Origin of the sequence: Terriglobus albidus (assembly GCF_025685425.1) — a bacterium.
Lineage (GTDB): Bacteria > Acidobacteriota > Terriglobia > Terriglobales > Acidobacteriaceae > Terriglobus > Terriglobus albidus.
Map to the genome: position 1 here is coordinate 1 of NZ_JAGTAS010000028.1, position 22,609 is coordinate 22,609.

Genomic DNA, 22,609 nt, shown 5'->3' on the forward strand with positions numbered 1-22,609 from the left:
AGCCAAGCTTCCACAACGAACCAAACATCGATCTTACCCTCGCGAAATCTGGGGAAAAGGAAAATCCTTCCCCTCAAAACATCACTTCGGTCCTCTCCCAAAATCAAAAAGTAAGTGACATTAGGCTTTTAGCCCACGGTTTACAGAGCCACAAAAGATGGGCTTTAGCCTTGAGCCTCCTCTGTACGCGAGGAAAAAGCCCATTTCATATCGAGCCGATATACCGTGGGCTGAAAGCCCACGCCTTTACCCCAACCAGCAACGCTGGCCGGGGACCCCGATGCTCCCACCGAATCGAGCTTCGCTCGAACATTCCGCCCATCGCGTTGCGATGGATGGGAACCCAGTGTATGGGATAAGCAAATTCAACGACACACATGACTTTTTAGAAGAGCCGGTTCTGCACCGGCGCCATCGCTTCGACAGAACCATCGCCACGAATATGGAGAACCTCCATCTGGCGTTCATCCATTGCCGGACCGAGAAGAAGCCAGCGGTGGCAGTGCATGGGATCTTCCTCGGCGCACATGATGGCCGTGCTGCTTGCAGCGGCTGTCTTCTCCAGAAGCTCCATGCCGGTCTGGAAACGCGGTGTCGCGCGGACTGCCGCATAGTCAACGGCGCCGCCGGAGCCGTGCACTGCCGGATCGCGCGGTTTGCCGCCGAGCCGGTCTCCCATCCAGACGTAGCGGATGCCGGCTTCCGTCAGTGCAGCAGCCAGAGGTTGCCGCGAAAACCACGGCATGCGTCGCGAGGCGGGAATGGAACGGACATCCGCGAGCGTCCGGATGCCGTGCTGCCTTAGGAGATCAATAAAGATAGCTAGTGGATGACGCGAGTGGCCGATGGTGTAAATCCGTGTCAATTCGTTTGCTACTCAACCCTGATACGGTCCACCCACTGCACCCCAGCTCCATTGCGGCATCGGTGCAGTTGTATCTTCAGTCGCCGCGGGATCAAGTTTCGAGTTGATCACAGCCAACCGCGAACCCCACTCCAGATAGCCGACAAAGGCAGATCGGAATTCCGGATCGTCCGGCAGACCTACTTCATCCGCGGTCTCCAGCAACAAGCTCATCCAGCGGCGGCGCTGCTCGTCTGTAAGATTACGGCCCATGTGTTTGCGGATCATGTGCGCATGGCCGCCATGCTCTTCGCTATAGACCTTTGGGCCGCCAAGCACCTCGCCAACAAAGACTGCAACATGCTGAGCATGATGCGGATCCATCTGCGCGAAGACATCGCGCAGCAATGGCTCCGCTGGCACACGCTGGTAAAAGCGCACGAAGAGACGCTCAAGGGCCGGTGAACCTCCGGCCCACTCATAGAGCGTTGGAACTGTTTTCTGCTCGCTCATGCCAGCAGCATACTCTCCCTTAGTAAATAGAGCGCAGCAGGCCACCCTCGGCACGGACCGCGGCTCCCGTCGTTGCCGCGCTCAATGGGCTGGCGAGATAAACCACCAGGTTGGCCACCTCGGTATCGTCGATCAACCGCTGCAGCAAGGAGCTCTGGCGATGCTTTTCGAAGAACTCCTTCTCCGCCTCCTCGGGCGTGGCGTTGGGCGTCGCGGCCATCTTCTGCAGGAACTCCACAATGCCCTCGCTGCGTGTCGGCCCGGGCATTACCGTATTGACCGTCACATTGGTTCCACGTGTGGCCTCAGCCATGCCGCGGCTGATGGCGAGCTGCGCCGACTTGGTCATGCCGTAGTGCACCATCTCGCCCGGCGTCATGATGCCGCTCTCGCTGGAGATGAAAATGACGCGGCCCTCGTTCTTCTTCAACATCTGCGGGAAGTAGTGCCGCGCCAGGCGCACGCCGCTCATCACGTTCACCTCGAAGAGCCGGAGCCAGTCGGCGTCCGTAATGTCTTCAAACTTCTTCGGTTCGTAGATCCCGAGGTTATTCACCAGGATGTCGGTCGACGGGACCGCCTTGATGATGGCCTCGGCGCCTTCAGCCGTTCCGGCATCCGCAACCAGCGTCGTCACTGCCGACCCCAGCTCACCGAGCGCCGCCTTCAGCTTTTTCTCATCCCGGCCAGGAACCGTAACCCGTACCCCTTCGGCGACCAGCCCCTTTACGATGGCCAAGCCAATGCCGGCACTGCCTCCGGTGACGAGCGCGTGTTTGCCTTTGAGCTTGAGATCCATGAACTTCCTCCACAGCATCCGATGCAACGACCTTGAAGCTCGTCGCAACTTGGCCCAAAACCAGAAACTCCAAGCTCTCTCTCGCAGGGAGGAGGTTATAATCAAAGTTATAATTCCGAAGGAGGTCAAGTCATGGAAATCGAGCTCAAAGTAACGACAATTGGAAACTCCGCAGGCATCATTCTCCCCAAGGAACTGCTTGCCGAGCTCTCCCTCGAAAAAGGTGACACGCTTTATGCCACCTCCACACCGGATGGCATTCACCTCACGCCCTACAACGCAGAGTTTGCCGAGCAGATTCGGATCGCACAACAGATCATGCGGAAGAACCGCAACGCACTGCGCAAATTGGCGGAGTAATGGAGCCGGTCTGGATCAGCCGCCACATCGCACTGGTATTGCATGGCATGCAGTTGAAAGCCTTCGGCGGATCTGACGGAGTACGCGATATCACGCTGCTCGAATCGGCTCTGGCAAAACCGCAGAACCTGCTTGCCTATGGTGATCCCCCGCCGGATATCTTCGATCTGGCGGCCGCATACGCCTATGGAATAGCTCGCAACCACCCGTTTGTCGATGGCAATAAGCGCACGGCTCTCGTCGTTTCAGAGACATTCCTCGTACGCAACGGCCATGAACCGGCCATGACCGAAGAAGAAAACTACCTGACCTTCTACGCGCTCGCAGCCGGTGAAATTACAGAAAAAGAACTCGCAGCCTGGTTCCGCACCCACAGTCTTCCCCTCGAAGACTGACGGGACCGGGCGCAAGCCTTCTCACAACGCACGCTGCATCAGAAGGCTGTCCAGCGCGCGGTTGAACTTCCATCCCACGCCCTGCAATACGCCCACCCGCACAAAACCGAGCCGCTCATGGAGCCGCGCGGAGGCGGCATTTTCGTCGCCTCCGCCAATCACCGCGACCATCTGCCGTGCACCCCGCTCGGTGCATCGCTCCAGCAACTGCTCCATCAGAAGACGACCGATTCCCTGCCCTGCGGCCTCATGGTGGATATAAACCGAGTTCTCCAGGGTGAATCGATATGCCGCCCTGGGGCGATATGGTCCGGCGTAGGCATAGCCGAGCACGCGTCCAGCCTGCTCTGCCACCAGCCACGGCAAGCCCTTCTCCGCAACCGCCGCCATCCGCCCGCGAATCTCATCCACCGTGGGCGGCTCCAGCTCAAAGGTTGCCGTGCTGGACCGGACGTAATGCCCGTAGATCTCCGCGATCGTCTCTGCGTCCGCCGCCTCTACCGGACGCACTTGTATCTCTGTCGCCATTTCTTCATCTTGCACCGAAGCAGCCTTAGCCTGCACCCTTGATATACGTGGCACGTAAGCAGACAGCTCCGGTCGTTCATCCCTTCGACGCAAAGTACGGTACCGAGACCGGCGGTCTTATCCCCGGACCGAAGCTCAAGACCGGCCACATGCACGACCGCCATAACACCGCCTACCACGGCACCGCACCCTCGCTCTTCGCGCAACTGATGGAGCGCTGGCAGAACACCTGGACTCCCGTTCCCCCTAGCGACTACGCCTTCGTCGATATCGGCGCCGGCAAAGGCCGTTCCTCCCTGCTGGCGGCGCGTATGCACTTCCGCAGCGTGACCGGCGTTGAATTGAACCCGCTGCTCACCAGGATCGCGCAGGAGAACATCGCCCGCTTCGCGCCCTACGCCGTTTCTCCGGTCAGCATCGTGGAGGGAGACATCATGACCCTGCCGCTCCCTGCCGGTCCGCTGCTGCTCTACCTGTTCAATCCCTTCAGCGCCACTGTACTTCGCCGCCTGTTCAAACGGCTGGACGTGCGCCAGGCCACCACTCCTACGCCGCTGGACGTTCTCTACGTAAACGACGAGCAGCGGGCCGTCCTGGTAAAACATGGCAACCTGCGCGAGCTGTGGGCCGGCGACCTGCACCTCTCCGAAGAGGATGACGAGGCCGATCGCGCCACCATCCGCCGCGACGCGCACGGTCTCTATGCCGTGGAAGGCTACGAGCGCTGCAGTATCTGGAGATGGCAGATCGACGAGTAGAGCATTTTCCCTGTTGCTGGGTATCCCGGAAGAGGAGTGCCGCGGCGTTTTCATTGCGGAAAACGCCCATAAGTGCGGAAGCCCTACTCTACACTTACAGGGAAAATGCTGTAGCCGTCCTGGCCCTTCCCGACATCTAATCCGAGATGGCACGACCGATCCAGACACTTCGTGAGCAGGCCACCGCGCTGGAAGCCGCTTTAGCTGTGTGCGTGGCGCGCCCACGGAAGAAAGCCGTGCACAATCTCCGCACCTCTACCCGGCGCATTGAAGCGCAACTCGAACTGCTGATGCAGTTGAGAGATCTACCCGCGTACCGCACAGAGGCCGCGACATTCCGGCGTACCCTGAAATCTATCCGCAAAGAGGCTGGGCAGGTGCGTGATCTGGACGTGCTGCAACAAATACTGAAGGGGCTGCATCTGCCACAGCACAACCATCGCCCGAAGCTACTCAAGGCTCTTGATAAGAGCCGTCAGAAGAGGGCCGATGATCTGAAGAAGGATCTGGAGCAACACATTCCAAAGGTTGCAAAAGCAATCGAAAAGCTCTTCACTGCACTTAAGCCCGCCGAAGAGCTCTCCCTCCCGCTCAGGCAACTTCTTCCCCTGGCCGATACCTGGTACGAGCGGCACACACGCGGCATGAAAACCGTTCGTGAAGACGATCTGCATACCATTCGCAAGATGGCCAAGGTCGCACGCTACATCGCCGAAACCGGTCTGCCGGCCAAGCAGGCTACCGCCGTGGCCGCGCGCTACAACCGCCTGCAACAGAGCGGCGGAGACTGGCACGATGCGCTGCTGCTGGCGCAAGAGGCACAGAAGAAACTCGGCAAGAAGGACCCCCTCACAAAACTGACATGTGATCGCGTAAAGGCCCATCACAACAGCTTCGTTCGCCTGCTGCGCGCGGCGTGAGTGCAGCATCGCATCTCAGGAATTGTCTCTTCTTTGTTGAAGTTTTTGAGGCTCCCTTACCCACCAGGGAAAATGCTCTGGCGTTGCGAGGGTGGGGCGCCCAACTATGAGTTATCGAACCTGTTGATGCACTAGCAACCAGGAACTAGCAACCAGCAACTAGACTTTCCCATCCGCCTCACGGATGAGCTGTTGCAGATGATGCAGTACCGTAGATTCGCGATCCGGCGACCATGCCATGACCAGGTCGATCCACGCGTTCTTCTGTTTCAGCGGACAGAAGACAAGTCCGGTCTTCGGCAGCTCCTGCAGTGTATTTGCCGGAAGAATCGCAATGCCCTCGCCGGCCTGCACCAGAAGCACGATAGAGCTCCACACATTCGCCGTATTCACAATCTCAGGCGAGAAGCCCGCTTCGGAGCAGAGCTCGATCATCTTGTCGAACAGTGACGGGGAAGTCTCACGTGCACACATGACAAAACGCTCATGTGAGAGCGCGCGGATGTCGACGATATCTCGCGCCAGAGGATGATTCTTCGGCAGCACGGCATAGAGAGGGTCCTTACGCAGTACCTCGGACTTCAGGAAGTTGGAGTAGGGAACCTCCAGGCGCCGCGTAAAGGCGATATCGATCGTGCCTTCGGCTAATGCTTTCCATTGCAGCGCCGGAATCATCTCATGCAGCGCAATATGCACCCGCGGGTGCGACTGCCGGAAGCGCTGGATCAGCTTCGGGAAGTTCGGCCCTACCCCGCCGGTAAAGAAGCCGATGCGGATCTCACCCAGATCACCCGAGGCTGACAGCCGTGCCACCTTGATGGCTGCATCTGCACCGGAGAGCAGCTTGCGCGCCTCCTTCAGAAACAATTCTCCAGGGGCGGTGAGTACCGTCCGCAGCCGCGAACGGTCAAATAGTTGTACTCCCAGCTCCGACTCAAGATCGGCAATCTGTTCGCTGAGCGCCGACTGCGAAACATACAGACGGCGGGCGGCGCGGGAAAAACCGCCGTAATCCGCGACAGCTACGAAGTAGCGCAGATGACGCAGTTCCATAGCATCATCTTATCGGTTTTTCCGATCAAACCCTTCGGAACAAAACGTGCGACCCTTAAGGGTGAAGACCAATCATTATTAGTAAGCCGTTTCCTTGCCGCGTAATCGGCCTGAGACTCTCCTTGAAGGAAGACGCCGATGTGGATCGTCAAGCTTGCTCTGAATCGTCCTTATACCTTCATCGTGCTGGCGCTGCTGATTCTGCTGCTCAGCCCGGTAATGATCCTGCGCACGCCGACGGACATCTTCCCGAATATTAATATCCCGGTCGTCTCGGTGGGCTGGACGTACACCGGCCTGAATCCCGAAGAAGTAGAAGGCCGCCTCACCACGCCCTACGAAAAGGCGTTGACCACCCTGGTCGACAACATTCAGCACATCGAGTCCACGACCTACAACGGCGGCGCGGTCGTGAAGATCTTCCTGCAGCCAGGTGCGAGTCTCGATACCGCCAACGCGCAGGTTACAGCCGCTTCACAGTATCTGTTGCGTCAGCTCCCAGCCGGTATCCTGCCCCCGGAGATTATCAACTTCTCCGCCTCCAGCGTGCCGATTCTGCAGCTAGGCATCAGCGGTGAGGGCCTTAGCGAACAGGTTCTCAACGACAACTCCACCAACGTCATCCGTACTCAGCTCGTCACCACGCCCGGCGCCGTGATTCCCTTGCCGTTCGGCGGAAAGCAGCGCCAGATCAACATCGCCATGGACCAGGCAGCGATGCAATCCAAGGGTATTGCGCCGGGTGAGATGCTTGCGGCTCTGGCCCAGCAGAATGTCGTCACGCCGGCGGGCACCATCAAGATCGGCACCAAAGAATATGATGTCGTTCCCAATGGGGCTCCCCGCACGGTGGAAGAACTAGGTGCGCTGCCCATCAAGCAGATCAATGGAAGCACCGTCTACCTGCGCGACATCGCGACAGTCAGTGACGGCTTCCAGGTGCAGAGCAACGTCGTTCGTCAGGACGGACATCGCGGCGTTCTGATCAGCATTCTGAAGAGCGGTGACGCTTCCACGCTCGACGTCGTGAGCGGCACCAAGAAGCTGCTGCCGCGCGTGCAGACCCTGGTTCCACCGGAGCTGAAGATCACGCCGCTGAGCGATCAGTCGATCTTCGTACGTGGCGCCGTCCAGGGTGTGATTCGTGAGGCGGTGATCGCCGCGGCTCTCACCGGCCTGATGATCCTGCTCTTCCTTGGAAGCTGGCGTTCGACGCTGATCATCGCCGTCTCGATCCCCCTGTCGATTCTGACCAGCGTCATCATTCTTGGCCTGCTGGGCGAAACCATCAACACCATGACGTTGGGCGGCCTGGCGCTCGCTGTCGGCATCCTGGTCGACGACGCCACCGTCACTATCGAAAACATCGAACGCTTCCTCGAAGAGGGGCAAGGGCTGCACGAGTCGATCCTTGAGGGCGCAGCGCAGATCAGTGTTCCGGCGCTGGTCTCTACCCTTTGCATCTGCATTGTGTTTCTGCCGATGTTCTTCCTCAGCGGCGTCTCGCGCTTCCTCTTCGTTCCTCTCGCTGAGGCAGTGGTCTTCGCCATGCTGGCCTCCTACGTTCTGTCGAGAACGCTGGTGCCGACCCTGGCGATGTACCTGCTGAAAGCAAAGAGCCATCACGGACCGGCGGCGACACGCAATCCCCTGGTCCTGTTCCAGCGCGCCTTTGAACGTGGCTTTGAATGGGTACGGAACGCTTATCACGGCCTGCTGGAGACCTTTGTCGCTCACCGCAAGCTGTTTATCCCCAGCTTTCTGGGAGCATGCCTGTTGATGTTCCTGCTGATTCCTTTCCTCGGCCAGGACTTCTTCCCCTCGACCGACAGCGGACAGTTCATCCTGCACGTACGCGCCGCCACCGGAACCCGCATTGAAGACATGGCGCGGTTGACCGATCAGGTCGAGGACCATATCCGTCAGGAGATTCCCGCCAACGAGGTTGCCAACATTCTCGACAACATCGGCATGCCGTACAGCCAGATGAACACGCAGCATCAGACCAACGGCACCATCGGGCCCTATGATGGCGACGTGATGGTCTCGCTCAAGGAAGACCACCACTCGACGGACCGTTATATCGCGCATCTGCGCCGCGATCTTCCGAAGCTCTTCCCAGGCACCACTTTCTACTTCCTGCCCGCCGACATCACGACGCAGATCCTGAACTTTGGTCTGCCTGCACCCATCGATATCCAGTTCGAAGGCACCGACGTAAGGACGAGCCACGAGCTTGCTTCACAGCTAATGGATGAGCTCCGTAAAGATGTTCCCGGCCTGACGGACCTGCGTATCCAGCAGCCTTTCGACTATCCCACGCTGAAGGTGAACGTCGACCGCACCAAGGCGCTGCAGGGCGGCTATACCTCCACCGACGTCGCCACCAGTCTGCGTAATACGCTGAGCGGCAGCTTCCAGGTGAATCCGCTCTTCTTCCTGAACTGGAAGACCGGCAACCAGTATCCGCTGGTGGCGCAGACGCCGCAATACAACATGGACACCCTCGCGGCGATGCAGAACATCCCGCTCAACCGCGGCTCGCTTGGCAACGCAGCCGGACGTCAACAGGAGACTCTGAATAACGTCGCCTCCATCGAGCGCGGTACCGAGATGGGAACCATGAACCACTACAACATCAGGCGCGTGATCGATATCTACGGCTCGGTGCAGGGCCGCGATCTCGGCTCGGTAAGCCGCGATATCGAACGCATCCTGGACCGCCAGCGCAAGACGCTGCCGCGCGGTACCTATGTCACCCTGCGCGGACAGGTGGAGACGATGAAGAGCAGTTACATCGGCCTTCTGGGCGGTCTGGCCTTCTCCATCGTGCTGGTCTATCTGCTGATCGTGGTGAACTTCCAGAGCTGGGTCGATCCGTTCATCATCATTACGGCGCTGCCCGCGGCACTGGCCGGCATTGTTCTGTTCCTCTTCCTTACGGCGACACGCCTCAGCGTTCCAGCATTGATGGGCGCCATCATGTGCATGGGCGTGGCCACCGCGAACAGTATTCTTGTGGTCAGCTTTGCCAAGCTGCGCTATGAAGATCACGGCGACGCCATCCGCGCCGCGGTAGAAGCAGGCTTCACCCGCTTCCGTCCTGTCATGATGACCGCATTGGCCATGATTATAGGCATGGTGCCTATGGCGCTTGGGCTGGGAGACGGCGGTGAGCAGAATGCGCCGCTGGGCCGCGCCGTCATTGGCGGCCTGATGTGCGCCACGGTCGCCACCCTGGTCTTTGTTCCCACCGTCTTCGCGCTGATTCACGGACGCAAGCCGAGACCGACGAACGTTCCTATGACTGAGAGCGCTGAAGCGCTGCCGGCGTAACGGAGAAAGAGATTATGAGCGAGCCAACACAGCAGACCGAAACCACACAAACGACGACCAATCGCAAGCCCATGTACATTGCCGTGGGCGTGGCCGCTGTTGCGCTGGTGGCCGCGGTCGCATGGGGTATCCACGATCGCGTTCATGCCGAAAGCGAGCTGAAGGAGGAGACCCGTATCTCCTCCTTCCAGACCGTACATGTTGTGCATCCCAATGGAGCGGGCAGCAAAGACGGCCAGGAGCTGGTGCTGCCCGGCAACGCCCAGGCGTATACCGATACGCCTATCTATGCCCGTACCGGCGGTTATCTGCGCAAGTGGTACGCCGACATCGGCCAGCATGTAAAGCAGGGACAGTTGCTGGCGCAGATTGAGACGCCGGAGCTGGACCAGCAGCTCCAGGCCGCTGAAGCCGACCTGAAGCAGGCTCAGGCCAATCTTGATCTGGCTAAAACAACGAACGACCGCTGGCAGGCTCTGGTCTCCAAGCGCGCCGTCTCCAAGCAGGAGGCCGATCAGGCGCAGTCCACCCTGGAAGCGCGTCAGTCGTTGATGGCTGCTGCGGAAGCGAACGTTCGCCGCCTGCAACAGTTGCAGAGCTTTGAGCGTGTCGTTGCACCCTTCGACGGCACCATCACCGCACGCAATACCGATGTCGGAGCCCTGATCACCGCCGCCGGCGGCGGCTCCGGAGCCACCGGAAGTGCTCAGGAGCTCTTCCACCTTGCTGCTGTGGGGAAGCTGCGCGTCTATGTAGCTGTGCCTGAGATCTACTCCAATGAGATTCAGGACGGCATGAAGGTCGAGCTGACCCAGGATGCAACGCCCGACCAGAAGTTCACCGGCACGGTCGTCCGCAACTCCAACGCCATCGACCAGAGCTCCCGCACCTTGAACGTCGAGGTGGACGTTGATAACCCGAAGGGCAAGCTGCTGCCCGGAGCCTACGTCTTCGCTCACTTCCGTCTTGCAGGTAAAGCACAGGCAGTGACCCTGCCCTCGAATGCGCTGCTCTTCCGCTCGGAGGGTCTGCGCGTCGGCATCGTGCGGGACAACCACGTCCAGTTGGTCCCTATCCGCATTGGCCGCGACTTCGGATCTACCGTTGAGGTCATCAGCGGCCTTAGCGGTGATGATGCTGTGATCCTGGATCCTTCCGATTCTCTTGAGAACGGTATGGAGGTAAAGGTCGCCCAGGCGAAGGGAGCGCAGAAGTGAGGACGAAGAACCTTCTCGCTCTTACCACCATTGCCGTATCGCTTGCAGGCTGCCGTGTTGGTCCGAACTACGTCAAGCCTGATGTTCCGACGGCGCCGACCTTCAAGGAAGGTGACACCTGGAAGACCGCTACCCCCAATGACGCCATGGCCCATGGCAAGTGGTGGGAGATGTACGGCGATCCCCAGTTGAATGCTCTGGAAGAGCAGATCGACCCAGCCAACCAGACACTGAAGCAGGCTGAGGCCAACTTCCGCGCGTCACGTGCGGTCATCAAGCTAAACCGCGCCGACATGTCGCCGACGCTGAGCGTCGATCCCACGCTGGGCGCGACTCGCATCACTCCGAATGGCGCCTATCGCGGCAACCTGACACCCGACAATGGGCAGGGTAATTTCATCCTGCCGCTGGACCTGAACTACGAAGTCGATCTGTGGGGACGCATCCGCCGCAGCATCACCGCGGCACAAGAGACCACGCAGGCCTTCGCCGCTGATCTCGAGACGGCCCGCCTGAGCCTGCATGCCGAACTGGCGATGGACTACTTCAACCTGCGCAGTGCGGACGCCCAGAAGAAGCTGCTGGACGAGACGGTCGCCGCCTATCGAGATGCGCTGCAGCTAACGATCGATCGTGCCGACGGCGGAGTCGCTCCGCAGTCTGACGTCGCCCAGGCACGGACGCAGTTACAACAAGCGCTGGTGCAGTCGACTGAGATCGTGATCGCCCGCGCGCAGTTCGAACATGCGATCGCAGTGTTGACCGGCAAGCCGCCGGCGCAGCTCACGCTGACCGCCAATCCGCTCACCGAACAGACACCCGCACTGCCCGGTATTCCCGCCGTGCTACCGTCAGAGCTTCTGGAACGCCGTCCGGATATAGCCACGGAAGAGCGCCTGATGGCCGCAGCCAACGAACAGATCGGCATCGCCAAATCAGCCTTCTATCCGCGGCTGAACCTCGCAGCCAGTGCCGGTTTCCAGGGCAGCTCCGTGCTCAACTGGTTCACCTGGCCGAGCCGTGTGTGGGCGGTCAGCCCGTTGATCTCGCAGACCGTCTTTGACGCAGGCCGCCGGCGCGCGCGCACCGACATTGCCATCGCGCAGTATGATGCTCATGTCGCCAGCTATCGCCAGTCAGCACTCGATGCCTTCCAGCAGGTGGAAGACAATCTCGTAGCGCTGAAGCAGCTTCAGACGGAAGCACAACAGCAGCGTGATGCTACCGCCTCCGCAGAAGAAGCCCTGGGACTTTTCCGGACCCGCTACGAGGGCGGTGTGGATACCTATCTCCAGGTCATCACTTCGCAGACCATCGCACTGCAGAACCAGCGCAACGAGATCGACATCCTGCGCCGCCGCCTCGATGCCAGCGTTCTGCTGGTGAAGGCCGTCGGCGGTGGATGGAACGTTTCGCAGCTTCCCAAGGTATAAAGCTGGGTGCCCCATATCTCGGCCCGCCGAGATGTGGGCATTCGAGCGAAAGCTCGAACCTTTTTTTTGTGCGCTCGAAACCCATCCGTCAATGGATGGGTTTCTTTTTCGGGAAACGTGCAGCTCGGAATCATCATCGAACCACCTATGCGTTCGTATGCCCTGCTCCTGCTTCTTTGCCTTCCGTGCGCCGTTGCGCAACAGCAGGAGGTAGCGCAGCCCCCAGTTCCCAGCGCCCCATCCACACAAGGGGACGTCCCGGTCGAGCAGTACATCCGCAATGGATGGGCGTCGCTGACGCGATCGATGACGGACTGCGCCACCGTGCACGACCCCAAGCTTGCCGGAGCCTCAGTTGTCTATCTTCCCCATGGATATCCCATTCCTTCCACCGTTGCTGCCTTGCGTACCAAGTGCAATGTCCGTGTCGAACATTTGCCGCGCGCCATCGGCAAAGAAGGCGACCTGATGCCGTCGGAGCTGAAGACACCAGGGCTCCTCTACCTGCCACATCGTTATGTCGTGCCCGGAGGCCGTTTCAATGAGATGTATGGATGGGATAGCTACTTCATCCTGCTGGGCCTCTTGAGCGAAGGCAACGAGCTCCTGGCGCGTGGAATCGTGGAGAACTTCTTCTTCGAGATCGAAAACTACGGCGCCATCCTCAATGCCAACCGTACCTACTACCTCACCCGCTCCCAGCCTCCCTTCCTTGCGCGGATGGTTGATGAGGTCTATCGCACCATGAATCGACGCGATCCTGACGCGGCAAAAGCATGGCTCGAAAAAGCGATGCCGTACCTCGAACGTGACCATGCGTTGTGGTTAAGCGACGCACACAAAGCCGGAGACACCGGACTCGCACGGTACTTCGACCTGGGCAGCGGGCCCGTACCGGAGATGGAAGACGACAGCACCTACTACGTCGATGTGATCAAGTGGCTGCTGGCCCATCCCGAGGTGAAGACCAATTATCTGACGAAGGCTGCCGATGGCCAGGCATGCTCCTCTGGGGCAAGCGCCGTTTGTGCTCACACCGAGTATCAGGGGTGGCGGCTGACGCCCGCCTTCTATCGCAGCGATCGCGCCATGCGCGAGTCAGGCTTCGACGTCAGCTTCCGCTTCGGTCCCTTTAGCGGATCGACCGAGAACTATGCGCCTGTCTGCCTGAATGCCCTGCTCTATCGTTATGAGCTCGATGTCGCCGGCCTCTATACCAAGCTTGGCGACGATGCCAAGGCAAAGCAATGGACCGATGCCGCCGAAGCGCGTAAGACGGCGATGAACCGTTATCTCTGGGATGCACGCACCGGCGCCTTTGCCGACTATGACTTTGTGCACCATCGCCGCTCGACCTACCTCTATGCCACCGCAGCCTATCCACTCTGGGCAGGGCTTGCTACACGCACTCAGGCAGCCTCCACCATGCGCCAGCTTCGCACGCTTACGCATGAAGGAGGCCTGGCGATGAGCAATACCATCAGTGGCATGCAGTGGGATGCCCCCTTCGGCTGGGCGCCCGTGAACTGGATCGCAGTCGACGGCATGAGCTGCTACGGCTATGGCACAACCATGGGACGCATTGCCCACGGCTTCATGCACTCCGTCCGCGATAACTACGAGCGCGACGGAACCATCCGCGAGAAGTACAACGTTGTCGATCCCCGGAAGGATGTCGAAGTGGCCGCGGGCTACAAGAGCAATGTCGTCGGCTTCGGCTGGACCAATGCAGTGTACTTAAAGATGAACGGCCTGCTCTTCACAGGCCGTTCCAGTGATTGCGCGTCAACGATTCCAGCGCGTGGGACACAACAGTAGCTATGGTGTGCGGTAATTGGGTGGGGAGCATCGGGGTCCCCGACCTACGGAAAGTCAAGCGCTGAAGGCGCGTTCTATACCAGCCTGGGGCAACGCCCCAGGTTTTGGCGCCCACAAGACGGAGGAGGGCTGAAGGCCCGCCCTATATAAGTGCCTTCAATCCGACCGTATCGTTTCGATAGGTACAACGGCTTCACGAACCGCTTCGTTTATGAAGACTGGGGATTATAGATCGGGCCTTCAGCCCTCTTACCGTTTTCCTATCTCAGTACCTGGGGCGTTGCCCCAGGCTGGTATAGGTCGCGCCTTCAGCGCTCAAACATCTTTCTTTCGCATAAGGAATGGGCTTTTAAAGCCCAACTTCTCGTGTATCCGGCAACCGTGGGCTGAAGCATGGCTTTAGCCCACGGCTCCCACCTGATTCAAGCCATGCCTCATGCAGTGGATATTTCACACCCTCTTAGAGCGGATTGGATGACACCTACACCTGCGAGAAGGGCAGCGGATTCAGGATCAGGCTGTCAATGTTGGTCACGATCGGTTCGAACGCATATCGCGGATCGGCAGCCAGCTTCTTCCACTCCGGGTGGGACTGAAAACCCGCCCATCCCTTTTCCAATGCTGCCAGATCCGGAAAGGTGAGCATGTAGGTCAGCGATGGCAGTTGCCGGCCGATGAGAAGGTCGCCGTAGAAGACCTGTCCGCAACCGGACTCCTGGAAGATCTTGAACTCACCGTGATGGAACATCTCCACCTTGCGGACGTGATCACCATACGTGGAACTGACATACGTGCGCAGATGGAAGATGCGCTTCTGCTTTGTATCGGGAGCAGTGAGGTGCGGCCAGCCCTCGAATGCAGCCAGCAGCGAGCTCTCTGCATCGACAAATGGCGCAGCATCTTTTCCAGGTGAGGACCAGAACGGCTCCGCCGCTTTCAAGAAGGTCTCATCTTTGGCCAATAAAAGATCGAGATTGGTCAGTGTGAAGAGGTCCGAGCTGGGGATCAGCAGATAATACGTCGGTGTCTCCGGACCGTAGTTCACCGAAAACGCGCCGATAGTCTTCATACCCATACGGTTCAGCGTAGGAATCAAGGCATCGCGGAAGTACTTCTCCGTCATTGCCGAGCCGGTGCCGCGGCTGAGGTGGTACTTGCGCAGTTGATAGTACTCGCGTCCGCCCGAAGGCTGAGCAAGCGCTGTGCCGGCGGATGCAGCCGAAGCAACCGAAGCGGTAAGGGCGGATTTCAAAAACGTGCGGCGTTGCATGAGAAGGGACTTGCTCCTTAGGGTTGAAATAAAGCTCGATGGTTTTTGGTGATGGGCTGCAGGAGGTCTTCGATGCGCACAGGCAGCTCGCGCACACGGACCCCGCTTGCATGATAGACCGCCGCGGTAATGGCTGGCGCGACCCCGGCGAGACCGATCTCACCGATGCCGCGCGCGCCGATCTCGCTCATTGCCTTGTCGGGATAGTCGAGGAAGGTGACATCGATCGCCGGAGGGCAGTCGGCATGGGTTGGGACCAGATAGTCGGCATAGTTGGCATTCACCGGATGCCCATAGCGCTGATCGTAGATGGTCTCCTCCAGCAGCCCCATCCCAACCCCCATCACAATAGCGCCCTCTACCTGATTGGTTGCTGCCTTCAGGTTGATGATCTGCCCGCCATCGATAACAGTAACCACCCGCGAAACGCGCAGACGCGCGATACCTGGATCCCATTCCACCTCGACAAACTGCGCGCCGAAGCTATGCAAGGAGAGCCCCTTTGCTTTCGGATCCTGTTGCGATGCAACCGAGGAGCCTTCCCCAATCGCAGACCGGAGATTGGCTGAACGCAGTATCTCTTCAAAGCTCACACCGGAAGCGCTGCTATCCGCTTTGCGATAAACTCGCCCCTCAGAAAACGCGAGCTCATCAACCTTCGCTCCCTTGAACGGAGAATGAACTCCGTTTACCGCGATCTGCAATAACTGCTTTGTCGCTGCATTCACGGCCTCCTGAATCGCGGGAAACAACGATCCGGTCACGCGCGATCCGCCGGAGAGCGGCCCCGGTGGAAGGGAGGTATCTCCCAGTGCTACCTCAATGCGTCCCATGGAGATGCCAGTGATGTGGTGCACCATCTGCGAGAAGACCGTGTAGGTGCCTGTGCCGATATCCTGCGTGGCACAACCGATGCGCACCGATCCGTCATCGCGGAACGCAAAATTCGCAGAGGTGGGCATGCGTCCCGCGCCCCAGGAGGCTCCGGCCATACCCCAGCCCAGAATCGTTCCATCAGGCTTCTTCATCGACCCGACAACAGGATTACGTTTCGCCCAACCGAACTTCTCAGCACCAAGCGTCAGGCACTCCTTCATATGCCGCGACGAAAATGGAAGCCCGTTCGATTCATCCTTCTCCGGCTCATTCAGCAGACGAAGCTGTACGGGATCCATCTTCAGCCGGATAGCCAGCTCATCCATTGCGGACTCAAGAGCGAAGAGTCCCGGCACCGCTCCGGGACCGCGCATGGCCGTTGGCGTACCGACGTTACGGTGCGACATTGAGGAGCGGACACGCAGGTTCGGCGTGCTCCACAGGAACGGCGTCGACTCGCCGCAGTTTTCTCCAACGTTATCGAGGATCGATGTCTCCGACGAATAGTCATGCTGAATGCAGGTCAGCTTGCCCTCGACAGTCGCAGCCAGCCGCAGGCGCTGCTGGGTGCGCGGACGATGCCCCACATTCGTGAACTGCGAATGACGATCGGTGACCAGCTTAACCGGACGCCGCAGATCCCTCGCCGCCGAAGCCGCAAGCAATGAGTGCTGCCAGACCCAGAGCTTGCCGCCGAACCCTGACCCCAGGAACTTCATGATGATCTGCACGTTCTCAACCGGAACGCCGAGCATCTGCGCCATCGCTGTTCGATGGTTCACGATCGACTGCGTTGTCTCGTACAGTACGAACTTTCCGTTGTCGTATGTCGCGACCGAGGCATGCAGCTCCATCGGATTATGTGTCTCGACCGGCGTGACATAGGTCGCATCGATCTTGACAGCCCCTGTGGAGAATGCCGCATCGACATCGCCGCGCTTGCTGGCTTCGTGCAATGCATCTTCCTGAAGTCCATCGGAGAGGTCCAGGTGATTGTCCGGCTTTTCCGCCGCATAGCTCACCTTCACCGCACGCGCTGCGGCACGTGCCTGCTCGATCGTCTCAGCGACGACCACCGCGACATACTGGCCGGAGTAGTAGACGTTCTCATCCTCAAAGGCCGGACGCGCCTCATCGACACGCGCATCGCGCGGTATGGGCCGGTAGAGATGCGGGGCATTGCCATAGTGATAGATCTTCACCACACCGCGCATCGCCTCAGCAGCCGCCGTATCGATGCCCGTGATCTTTCCTTTCGCAATGGTTGCGCAGACCGGCACCGCATGCAGCAGGCCGGGGAAGTTGTGATCAGAGGCGTACTTCGCTGTCCCCGTCGTCTTGTAGGGGCCGTCGATACGCGGCACCGGAGTGCCGATGGTGGTTGCATTTTCTTTCAACATCGAGCTTCCTCCTTATGCGTTAGTAACCGTCGTCAAAGCGCGGATCATGCAGAGCTTTGCCAGTGGGATCTTGAATGCATTGTCTGTGTGCGGCCTGGCCGTCTTCAGCGCCGCATCCGCCGCTGCACGAAAGACCCCTTCCCCGGGGGCCTGGCCTTCGAGCGCATGTTCGGCCTCCGGCATACGCCACGGCCGTGTCCCCACCCCGCCCATCGCGACGCGAACGTGACGCAGCCTGCCACCCTGCACCTGCATCACGATGGCGGCAGAAGCCAGCGCAAACTCATACGAGGCCCGGTCGCGCAGCTTGAGGTAAATCTGCTTTGTCTCTGGAAGAGCAGGAAGTGTGACATGCGTGATCAGATCGCCGGGCTCAAGTGCATTTTCGATATGCGGCGTTGTGCCGGGAAGCTTGTAGAACTCACCGATCGGGATTGTCCGGTTTCCTTTGATGCCCTGCACGTGAATCACAGCGTCAAGCACCATGAGGGCTACATCCATATCCGAAGCATGGGTGGCAATACACTGATCGCTCACACCCAGAATGGCGTGGTTGCGGTGATATCCGCCGATAGCGGCACAACCAGAACCCGGGGTGCGCTTGTTACACTCCGCGTACGCCAGGTCACGGAAGTAAGGGCACCGCGTGCGCTGCAGCAGATTGCCCGAAGTAGTAGCTTTGTTGCGTAGCTGCGCTGAAGCGCCTGAGAGCAGCGCCTGCGAGAGCACCGGATATTCCGCCAGCACCTCCGGCGCCTGCGCCAGATCGGAGTTCCGCACCAGGGCGCCGATCTTCAGCGATCCATCGGGCTGCTTCTCGACCTTCGCCAGGTCGGGAATGCGGTTGATATCGACCAGATGCTGCGGCGTCTCCACATCGAGCTTCATGTAGTCGATCAGGTTGGTTCCACCGGCGATGAATCGTACGGTCGCGCCCTGCTGTGCTGTCGGTGTTGCAGCAGCGATCTGAACAGCGGCATCGGGAGTGCCGACGCGTGTCAGCTCAAAGTCGATCATGCGTTTACCCCCTGCTGGCTGACGCGGCTGCGCACCATCTGTATCGCCCGCACGATGTTCGGGTAAGCGCCGCAGCGGCAGATGTTGCCGGACATCGCCTCGCGTACATCCTTGTCGGCCGGCCCCCAAGACTCCTTCAACATACCCACCGCCGAAACGATCTGCCCGCTGGTGCAGTAGCCGCACTGATAGCCGTCATGCTCCACAAACGCCGCCTGCATGGGATGCATCGCTTCCGGCGTGCCCAGTCCCTCAATCGTCGTGATCTCATCGCCCTCATGCATCACCGCGAAACTCAGACAGCTATTAATGCGGCGGCCGTTCACCAGCACCGTGCAGGCCCCGCACTGTCCGTGATCGCACCCCTTCTTCGTGCCGGTAAGCTGCACCACCTCCCGCAGGCAGTCGAGCAGTGTGACGCGGGGCTCAAGCTGCACCGTCTGGCGCTTGCCGTTGATGTTGAAATGAACCGTCTGAGCGCCGCGCCCGGTTGGGGTGGCGGGGGCATCCGCGACACTTGCAATCGCAACCGCCGGTGATGCGGTTGCAATTCCTGTGGCTCCCAACCCCGTCAGGAACGAACGGCGGCTGAGGCTGCTATATGTACCAAACGCCGGAGGCTTCTTTTCCGAGGCTGTCTCCGGCTTTGCGATTTCGGACTCCTGCGTTTTCGGATTCATGACAAACCTCATTCCTGTACAGGTTGCCGTACAGACGAGACGGATACGCTGACGATGTTGCAAAAACAAATGCCAGTACACGATACGTCGGTACATCAGAGACGCCTCACCCGGGGCCTTGGTTTGCTGCGATGCCCCCATAAAGAAAAAAAGGCCGGCCCATTCGGGGGCCGGCGCAAGGAGTCGAGTATTTACGACCTCACTGGCGTTCCTGGGGAAAGCCGAAGGCGTAAATCGTGTTGTCGGCGGTGGCGAGATAAATCATGCCGCTGCCGGTGGCAATTCCGCTGGTCGTCACAGGTGAGGCGATCGCTGTGCCACTGTTCCAGAGAGCTTTGCCGGATTTGGCGTCATACGCATAGAGCACTGCCGGTTTGCCCTTGGCGCGAGCTGCAGGGTCGGCGCTGCCGCGCTGCTCGCCGGTAGCCAGAACAAAGAGCACACCATTCAGGATCAACGGGCTTCCTGGCGCTTCCAGATCTGTAGAGGTCCATGCCATCTGCAGCTTGCCATCGGAAAGTTTGTAGGCCACCACTGGAGCCTTCTGCTTCGTCTTGTCTGCCACGATGACATAGCGCGTGCTTCCGTCCTCCCAGGTGGCCAGAGCCGTCGGGGTGAACTGCAGCTTCTGTTCCTCGCCTGCGGTCGCTACTGTCGCTCCGGTTCCCGCATCCATCAGCATCAACTTGCCATCGGTCGTTCCGGCAGAGACATACTCTTTCTTGTCCGCAGCGGTAAAGATCATTGGCGTGGAGGCGAAGCCGGCCTGGCTGGTCGCCAGCACCTTGGAGCTAAGAGACTTCGGATCGAGAGCAATCAACTGCTTCGTCGTCGTGACGTAAAGATTGCCTTCGGTCGAAAACGCCGGCGCTCCGAGGATGTCACCGCTCTCGGGCTTCCATTGCTTGATGGTGGGATTCGCCGGATCATTACGATCCATTGCAAAGAGCGTATTCGGGCTGGCTCCGCAGCCCGGCAATGTAGCCACATACACGATCTTGTCGACTGAGGAGATATCGGAGATCTGGCTTCCGGCGGGCACGAATGGCGTAGGCTTCTCGTACTCATTGCCCGTCCCGTGCGCCATGATGTGCAGTGTGCCGTCTGCCGTGATGGTGTATATCGGTGTCGCCGCGCGGCCGCCCTGGTTCAACCCGGGAACCGCAGTTTGCTGCTGGCCGAAGCCAAAACCAGTGCGCGGCGGATTCATGCCTCCGGGAATGCCCTCTCCCGGTTTGCCAATCACGCTGTGATACGGTGCCGCAAGCGGCCGCATCATCCCTGCCGCGGGCTTCAGCGGCGAAGGTCTTCCCGGAGCGCCAATGCTGGAGATTGGGCAGGCCTTAGGAGCCGTCGCGTTGAACCGCTTGTCGAAGTAGGGCACGCCAAGGTCGCTGTCGTAGACATAGAGATCGCCATCGCCACCCTGGAAGAGCACCAGGTCTTTGAAGCCCTTCCAGCCGATGAAGGTGCCCACCATGATGGGCTCGCTCAGGCCGACCTTCACGCCGTCAACCTTCTGCTTCCAGACGAGCTGGTATCCCGGTTTGGACATCGATGTCACGTTCACGTCTTTGTCCGCCTTCATCCAGTGCGAACGCTGCACATCGAAACCCGCAGTGTTCCAATCGGGCCCGTTACGTTGCGCAAAGATCACTGGTGTCAGCGTCAGTGCCGCGATGAGAGTGAGAGTACCGCGTTGCGCTGTCTTCATTTGGCAACTCCGAAGCAATACATCATGCCGTCATAGCTGGGAATGTACACACGGCCGTTCGCCGCGGTGATGCCGGCAAAGTGATTCCAGCTTGCAATCTGGTTGCCGCTTGACCACAGCATCTTGCCGGTAGCCGCGTCCAGCGCTACCAATACCGCGTGCCGCGAGTAGTGGATACGCGTATTCGACTGCTGCGACCACGGCCCTTTGGGCAACCCCTCCGGAGTCTTGTCCCAGTAGTTGTCGTCCCACTGCTGACGCGCATCTTCTCCCGTACCGTTGACAAAGATCACACCATTCACGATCACGGCCTCATCGGGATGATCGATGTCTTCGCTCGTCCATACCGGAGTAAAGCCCAGCTTGCCGCCGGTCTCCGTTACCTTCAACGTTGTCACGCCGCCACCGCCCATCTTCGGTGCGGGTGCGTAGTGAGTAGCGCCGATGTACTTCGGATTGGCAGGCCCGAAGAACGGCACCACCACGTACAGGTCGCCCTTTGCATCCAGGTAGGTGCTGATCGCTCCCCATACGCCCTCTTCCGCGAAGTTTGCGTTGAGGTTGCAGAGCAGCGGCGTCTGGGCCAACGGGGTGCGATGGTCGTCACCGCCGAAGTTGTCGCGATCCAGAAGCCAGAGACGGCACTCTTTCGATGTGCCGATCAGCAGCTTGTGCCCCTTCCAGTCCACGGAAACTGGGGTCACATTCACATCCAGGTCGCGTTTGAACATGTACTCGGCATTCTTCGGTCCGAAGAAATCGTTCAACTGCAGCTCGCCCGACTTGTCGAGTTTCACGCCAATGATGCCGTTCCCGAGATGGCCGTTCTCCACATCCCACACTCCATCACCGGTTCCCATGTAGCTCTCGCCATCGGGGCTGAGGCCGACTCCTCGCCGTCCCCATAATCCGCCGCCTGAAGGGATGAACGCCGTCGCGATACGCGTCTTGGTGTCGTAGGCAAAGGTCGAGTTGGTCAAACCGCCGCAACCCTGCGCCGTGCTGGTGTAGATCACACCATTCAGATAGTTCAGCGCGTATGGCTTGCCGTTCGCCGGAATGAACTTCTCCGGCGCCTGCAGTTCTTTTCCATCGGCAACGTTCATCTTGCGCAGATAGCCATCCCAGCCGATCGCCCAGACGGCCCAGTCACCAGACTTCTCACCGGGAACAATCACCGGCACCGCCGTCTGACCGCCGGGGCAGAGCGTAGCGCTTGTCTTGGGCGGCTGATAGTCGGTCTTGTAGGTCATATGCCAGATCGTGTTGCCGGTATTCGCATCCAGGCCATAGAGCTCATCCAGCACACCGGCCACAACGGCGATGTTCTTTTTTCCGGCCGGGGTTTCAACATTCTCGACCAGCAGCGGCGGGAAGAGATTGTGCATCTCGCGCGGTTTGGAGTCGAGCTGTACCTTCCACAGCAGCTTCATGTTCTTCACGTTCTGTACCGTTAAGGACTTGTCTCCCTGAACCCAGCCGGTGCGGCCGGCATCGACGCCCTCGGTCAGGATGTTCACCGCCCAAGCGGCCGCGCCACCACTCAGCAGCAGAGCGGCAGGTAACAGCAGTTTCTTCCAGCAAAATCGACGCATATGCCAGCCTCGGACCCAATCGCTTTTAGGAGGGAATACCCCGCCGACGCATTGAGACGTTTCAATTCAGGACCGGAGATTTT

At 59.5% G+C, this 22,609-nt stretch carries 19 protein-coding genes; 8 read left to right on the forward strand and 11 right to left on the reverse strand.

Annotated elements, in window-relative coordinates:
• Positions 1-385: 385 nt before the first annotated feature.
• From OHL21_RS05320 to OHL21_RS05330, 3 genes are read right to left on the reverse strand one after another with little or no spacing between them, the layout of a single operon-like run.
• Positions 386-865, reverse strand: coding sequence for a DUF488 domain-containing protein (locus OHL21_RS05320; protein ID WP_263416211.1), 480 nt, complete (start codon positions 863-865; stop codon positions 386-388).
• 12 nt (positions 866-877) lie between these two features.
• Positions 878-1,357, reverse strand: coding sequence for a group II truncated hemoglobin (locus OHL21_RS05325; protein WP_263416212.1), 480 nt, complete (start codon positions 1,355-1,357; stop codon positions 878-880).
• A gap of 19 nt (positions 1,358-1,376) precedes the next feature.
• Entirely contained in the window at positions 1,377-2,156 is a 780-nt protein-coding gene (locus tag OHL21_RS05330) for an SDR family NAD(P)-dependent oxidoreductase (RefSeq protein WP_263416213.1), read from the reverse strand.
• Between the two features lie 132 nt (positions 2,157-2,288).
• On the opposite strand from OHL21_RS05330, the gene OHL21_RS05335 reads away from it, so the two are divergent.
• Positions 2,289-2,516 carry an AbrB/MazE/SpoVT family DNA-binding domain-containing protein gene (locus tag OHL21_RS05335; RefSeq protein ID WP_263416214.1) on the forward strand — a complete coding sequence of 76 codons (228 nt, stop codon included), beginning with the start codon at positions 2,289-2,291 and terminating at the stop codon, positions 2,514-2,516.
• Positions 2,516-2,911 (forward strand): type II toxin-antitoxin system death-on-curing family toxin, encoded by a 396-nt coding sequence (locus OHL21_RS05340; protein WP_263416215.1) that lies wholly within the window; start codon positions 2,516-2,518, stop codon positions 2,909-2,911. Before OHL21_RS05335 ends, OHL21_RS05340 begins: the two co-directional genes overlap by 1 nt.
• Positions 2,912-2,932: 21 nt before the next feature.
• Here the strand turns inward: OHL21_RS05340 and OHL21_RS05345 are convergent, their stop codons facing one another.
• On the reverse strand, positions 2,933-3,439 hold the full coding sequence (locus tag OHL21_RS05345) for a GNAT family N-acetyltransferase (RefSeq protein WP_263416216.1): 507 nt from the start codon (positions 3,437-3,439) through the stop codon (positions 2,933-2,935).
• 47 nt (positions 3,440-3,486) lie between these two features.
• On the opposite strand from OHL21_RS05345, the gene OHL21_RS05350 reads away from it, so the two are divergent.
• Both OHL21_RS05350 and OHL21_RS05355 read left to right on the forward strand, forming a co-directional pair.
• Entirely contained in the window at positions 3,487-4,197 is a 711-nt protein-coding gene (locus OHL21_RS05350) for a methyltransferase domain-containing protein (RefSeq protein WP_263416217.1), read from the forward strand.
• 146 nt (positions 4,198-4,343) lie between these two features.
• Complete coding sequence (locus tag OHL21_RS05355) at positions 4,344-5,117, forward strand: CHAD domain-containing protein (protein WP_263416218.1); 774 nt, start codon at positions 4,344-4,346, stop codon at positions 5,115-5,117.
• Positions 5,118-5,276: 159 nt separating this feature from the next.
• On the opposite strand, the gene OHL21_RS05360 is transcribed toward OHL21_RS05355, so the two are convergent.
• The gene (locus OHL21_RS05360) at positions 5,277-6,170 is read right to left on the reverse strand and encodes a LysR family transcriptional regulator (RefSeq protein ID WP_263416219.1); all 894 of its coding nucleotides are present in this window, start codon (positions 6,168-6,170) and stop codon (positions 5,277-5,279) included.
• 138 nt (positions 6,171-6,308) lie between these two features.
• Here OHL21_RS05360 and OHL21_RS05365 point away from each other — a divergent pair, with 138 nt between their 5' ends.
• The 4 genes from OHL21_RS05365 to OHL21_RS05380 all read left to right on the forward strand — a co-directional run bounded on the left by OHL21_RS05365 (position 6,309) and on the right by OHL21_RS05380 (position 13,974).
• The gene (locus OHL21_RS05365) at positions 6,309-9,506 is read left to right on the forward strand and encodes an efflux RND transporter permease subunit (RefSeq protein WP_263416220.1); all 3,198 of its coding nucleotides are present in this window, start codon (positions 6,309-6,311) and stop codon (positions 9,504-9,506) included.
• Positions 9,507-9,520: 14 nt separating this feature from the next.
• Positions 9,521-10,723 carry an efflux RND transporter periplasmic adaptor subunit gene (locus OHL21_RS05370; protein WP_263416221.1) on the forward strand — a complete coding sequence of 401 codons (1,203 nt, stop codon included), beginning with the start codon at positions 9,521-9,523 and terminating at the stop codon, positions 10,721-10,723.
• Complete coding sequence (locus OHL21_RS05375) at positions 10,720-12,156, forward strand: efflux transporter outer membrane subunit (protein WP_263416222.1); 1,437 nt, start codon at positions 10,720-10,722, stop codon at positions 12,154-12,156. Before OHL21_RS05370 ends, OHL21_RS05375 begins: the two co-directional genes overlap by 4 nt.
• 117 nt (positions 12,157-12,273) lie before the next feature.
• Complete coding sequence (locus tag OHL21_RS05380; protein WP_263416223.1) at positions 12,274-13,974, forward strand: alpha,alpha-trehalase; 1,701 nt, start codon at positions 12,274-12,276, stop codon at positions 13,972-13,974.
• Positions 13,975-14,455: 481 nt separating this feature from the next.
• Here the strand turns inward: OHL21_RS05380 and OHL21_RS05385 are convergent, their stop codons facing one another.
• From OHL21_RS05385 to OHL21_RS05410, 6 genes are all read right to left on the reverse strand, one after another.
• Positions 14,456-15,244, reverse strand: a complete 789-nt coding sequence (locus OHL21_RS05385) for an NIPSNAP family protein (protein ID WP_263416224.1) — start codon at positions 15,242-15,244, stop codon at positions 14,456-14,458.
• Positions 15,245-15,261: 17 nt separating this feature from the next.
• Positions 15,262-17,520, reverse strand: a complete 2,259-nt coding sequence (locus OHL21_RS05390) for a xanthine dehydrogenase family protein molybdopterin-binding subunit (protein WP_263416225.1) — start codon at positions 17,518-17,520, stop codon at positions 15,262-15,264.
• 12 nt (positions 17,521-17,532) lie between these two features.
• Positions 17,533-18,537 (reverse strand): FAD binding domain-containing protein, encoded by a 1,005-nt coding sequence (locus OHL21_RS05395; RefSeq protein WP_263416226.1) that lies wholly within the window; start codon positions 18,535-18,537, stop codon positions 17,533-17,535.
• Positions 18,534-19,217: a 2Fe-2S iron-sulfur cluster-binding protein gene (locus OHL21_RS05400; protein ID WP_263416227.1), complete on the reverse strand. Its 684-nt coding sequence runs from the start codon at positions 19,215-19,217 to the stop codon at positions 18,534-18,536. Before OHL21_RS05400 ends, OHL21_RS05395 begins: the two co-directional genes overlap by 4 nt.
• 199 nt (positions 19,218-19,416) lie before the next feature.
• Positions 19,417-20,931, reverse strand: coding sequence for a PQQ-like beta-propeller repeat protein (locus OHL21_RS05405; protein ID WP_263416228.1), 1,515 nt, complete (start codon positions 20,929-20,931; stop codon positions 19,417-19,419).
• Positions 20,928-22,526 (reverse strand): PQQ-binding-like beta-propeller repeat protein, encoded by a 1,599-nt coding sequence (locus OHL21_RS05410; RefSeq protein ID WP_263416229.1) that lies wholly within the window; start codon positions 22,524-22,526, stop codon positions 20,928-20,930. Before OHL21_RS05410 ends, OHL21_RS05405 begins: the two co-directional genes overlap by 4 nt.
• Positions 22,527-22,609 lie beyond the last annotated feature (83 nt).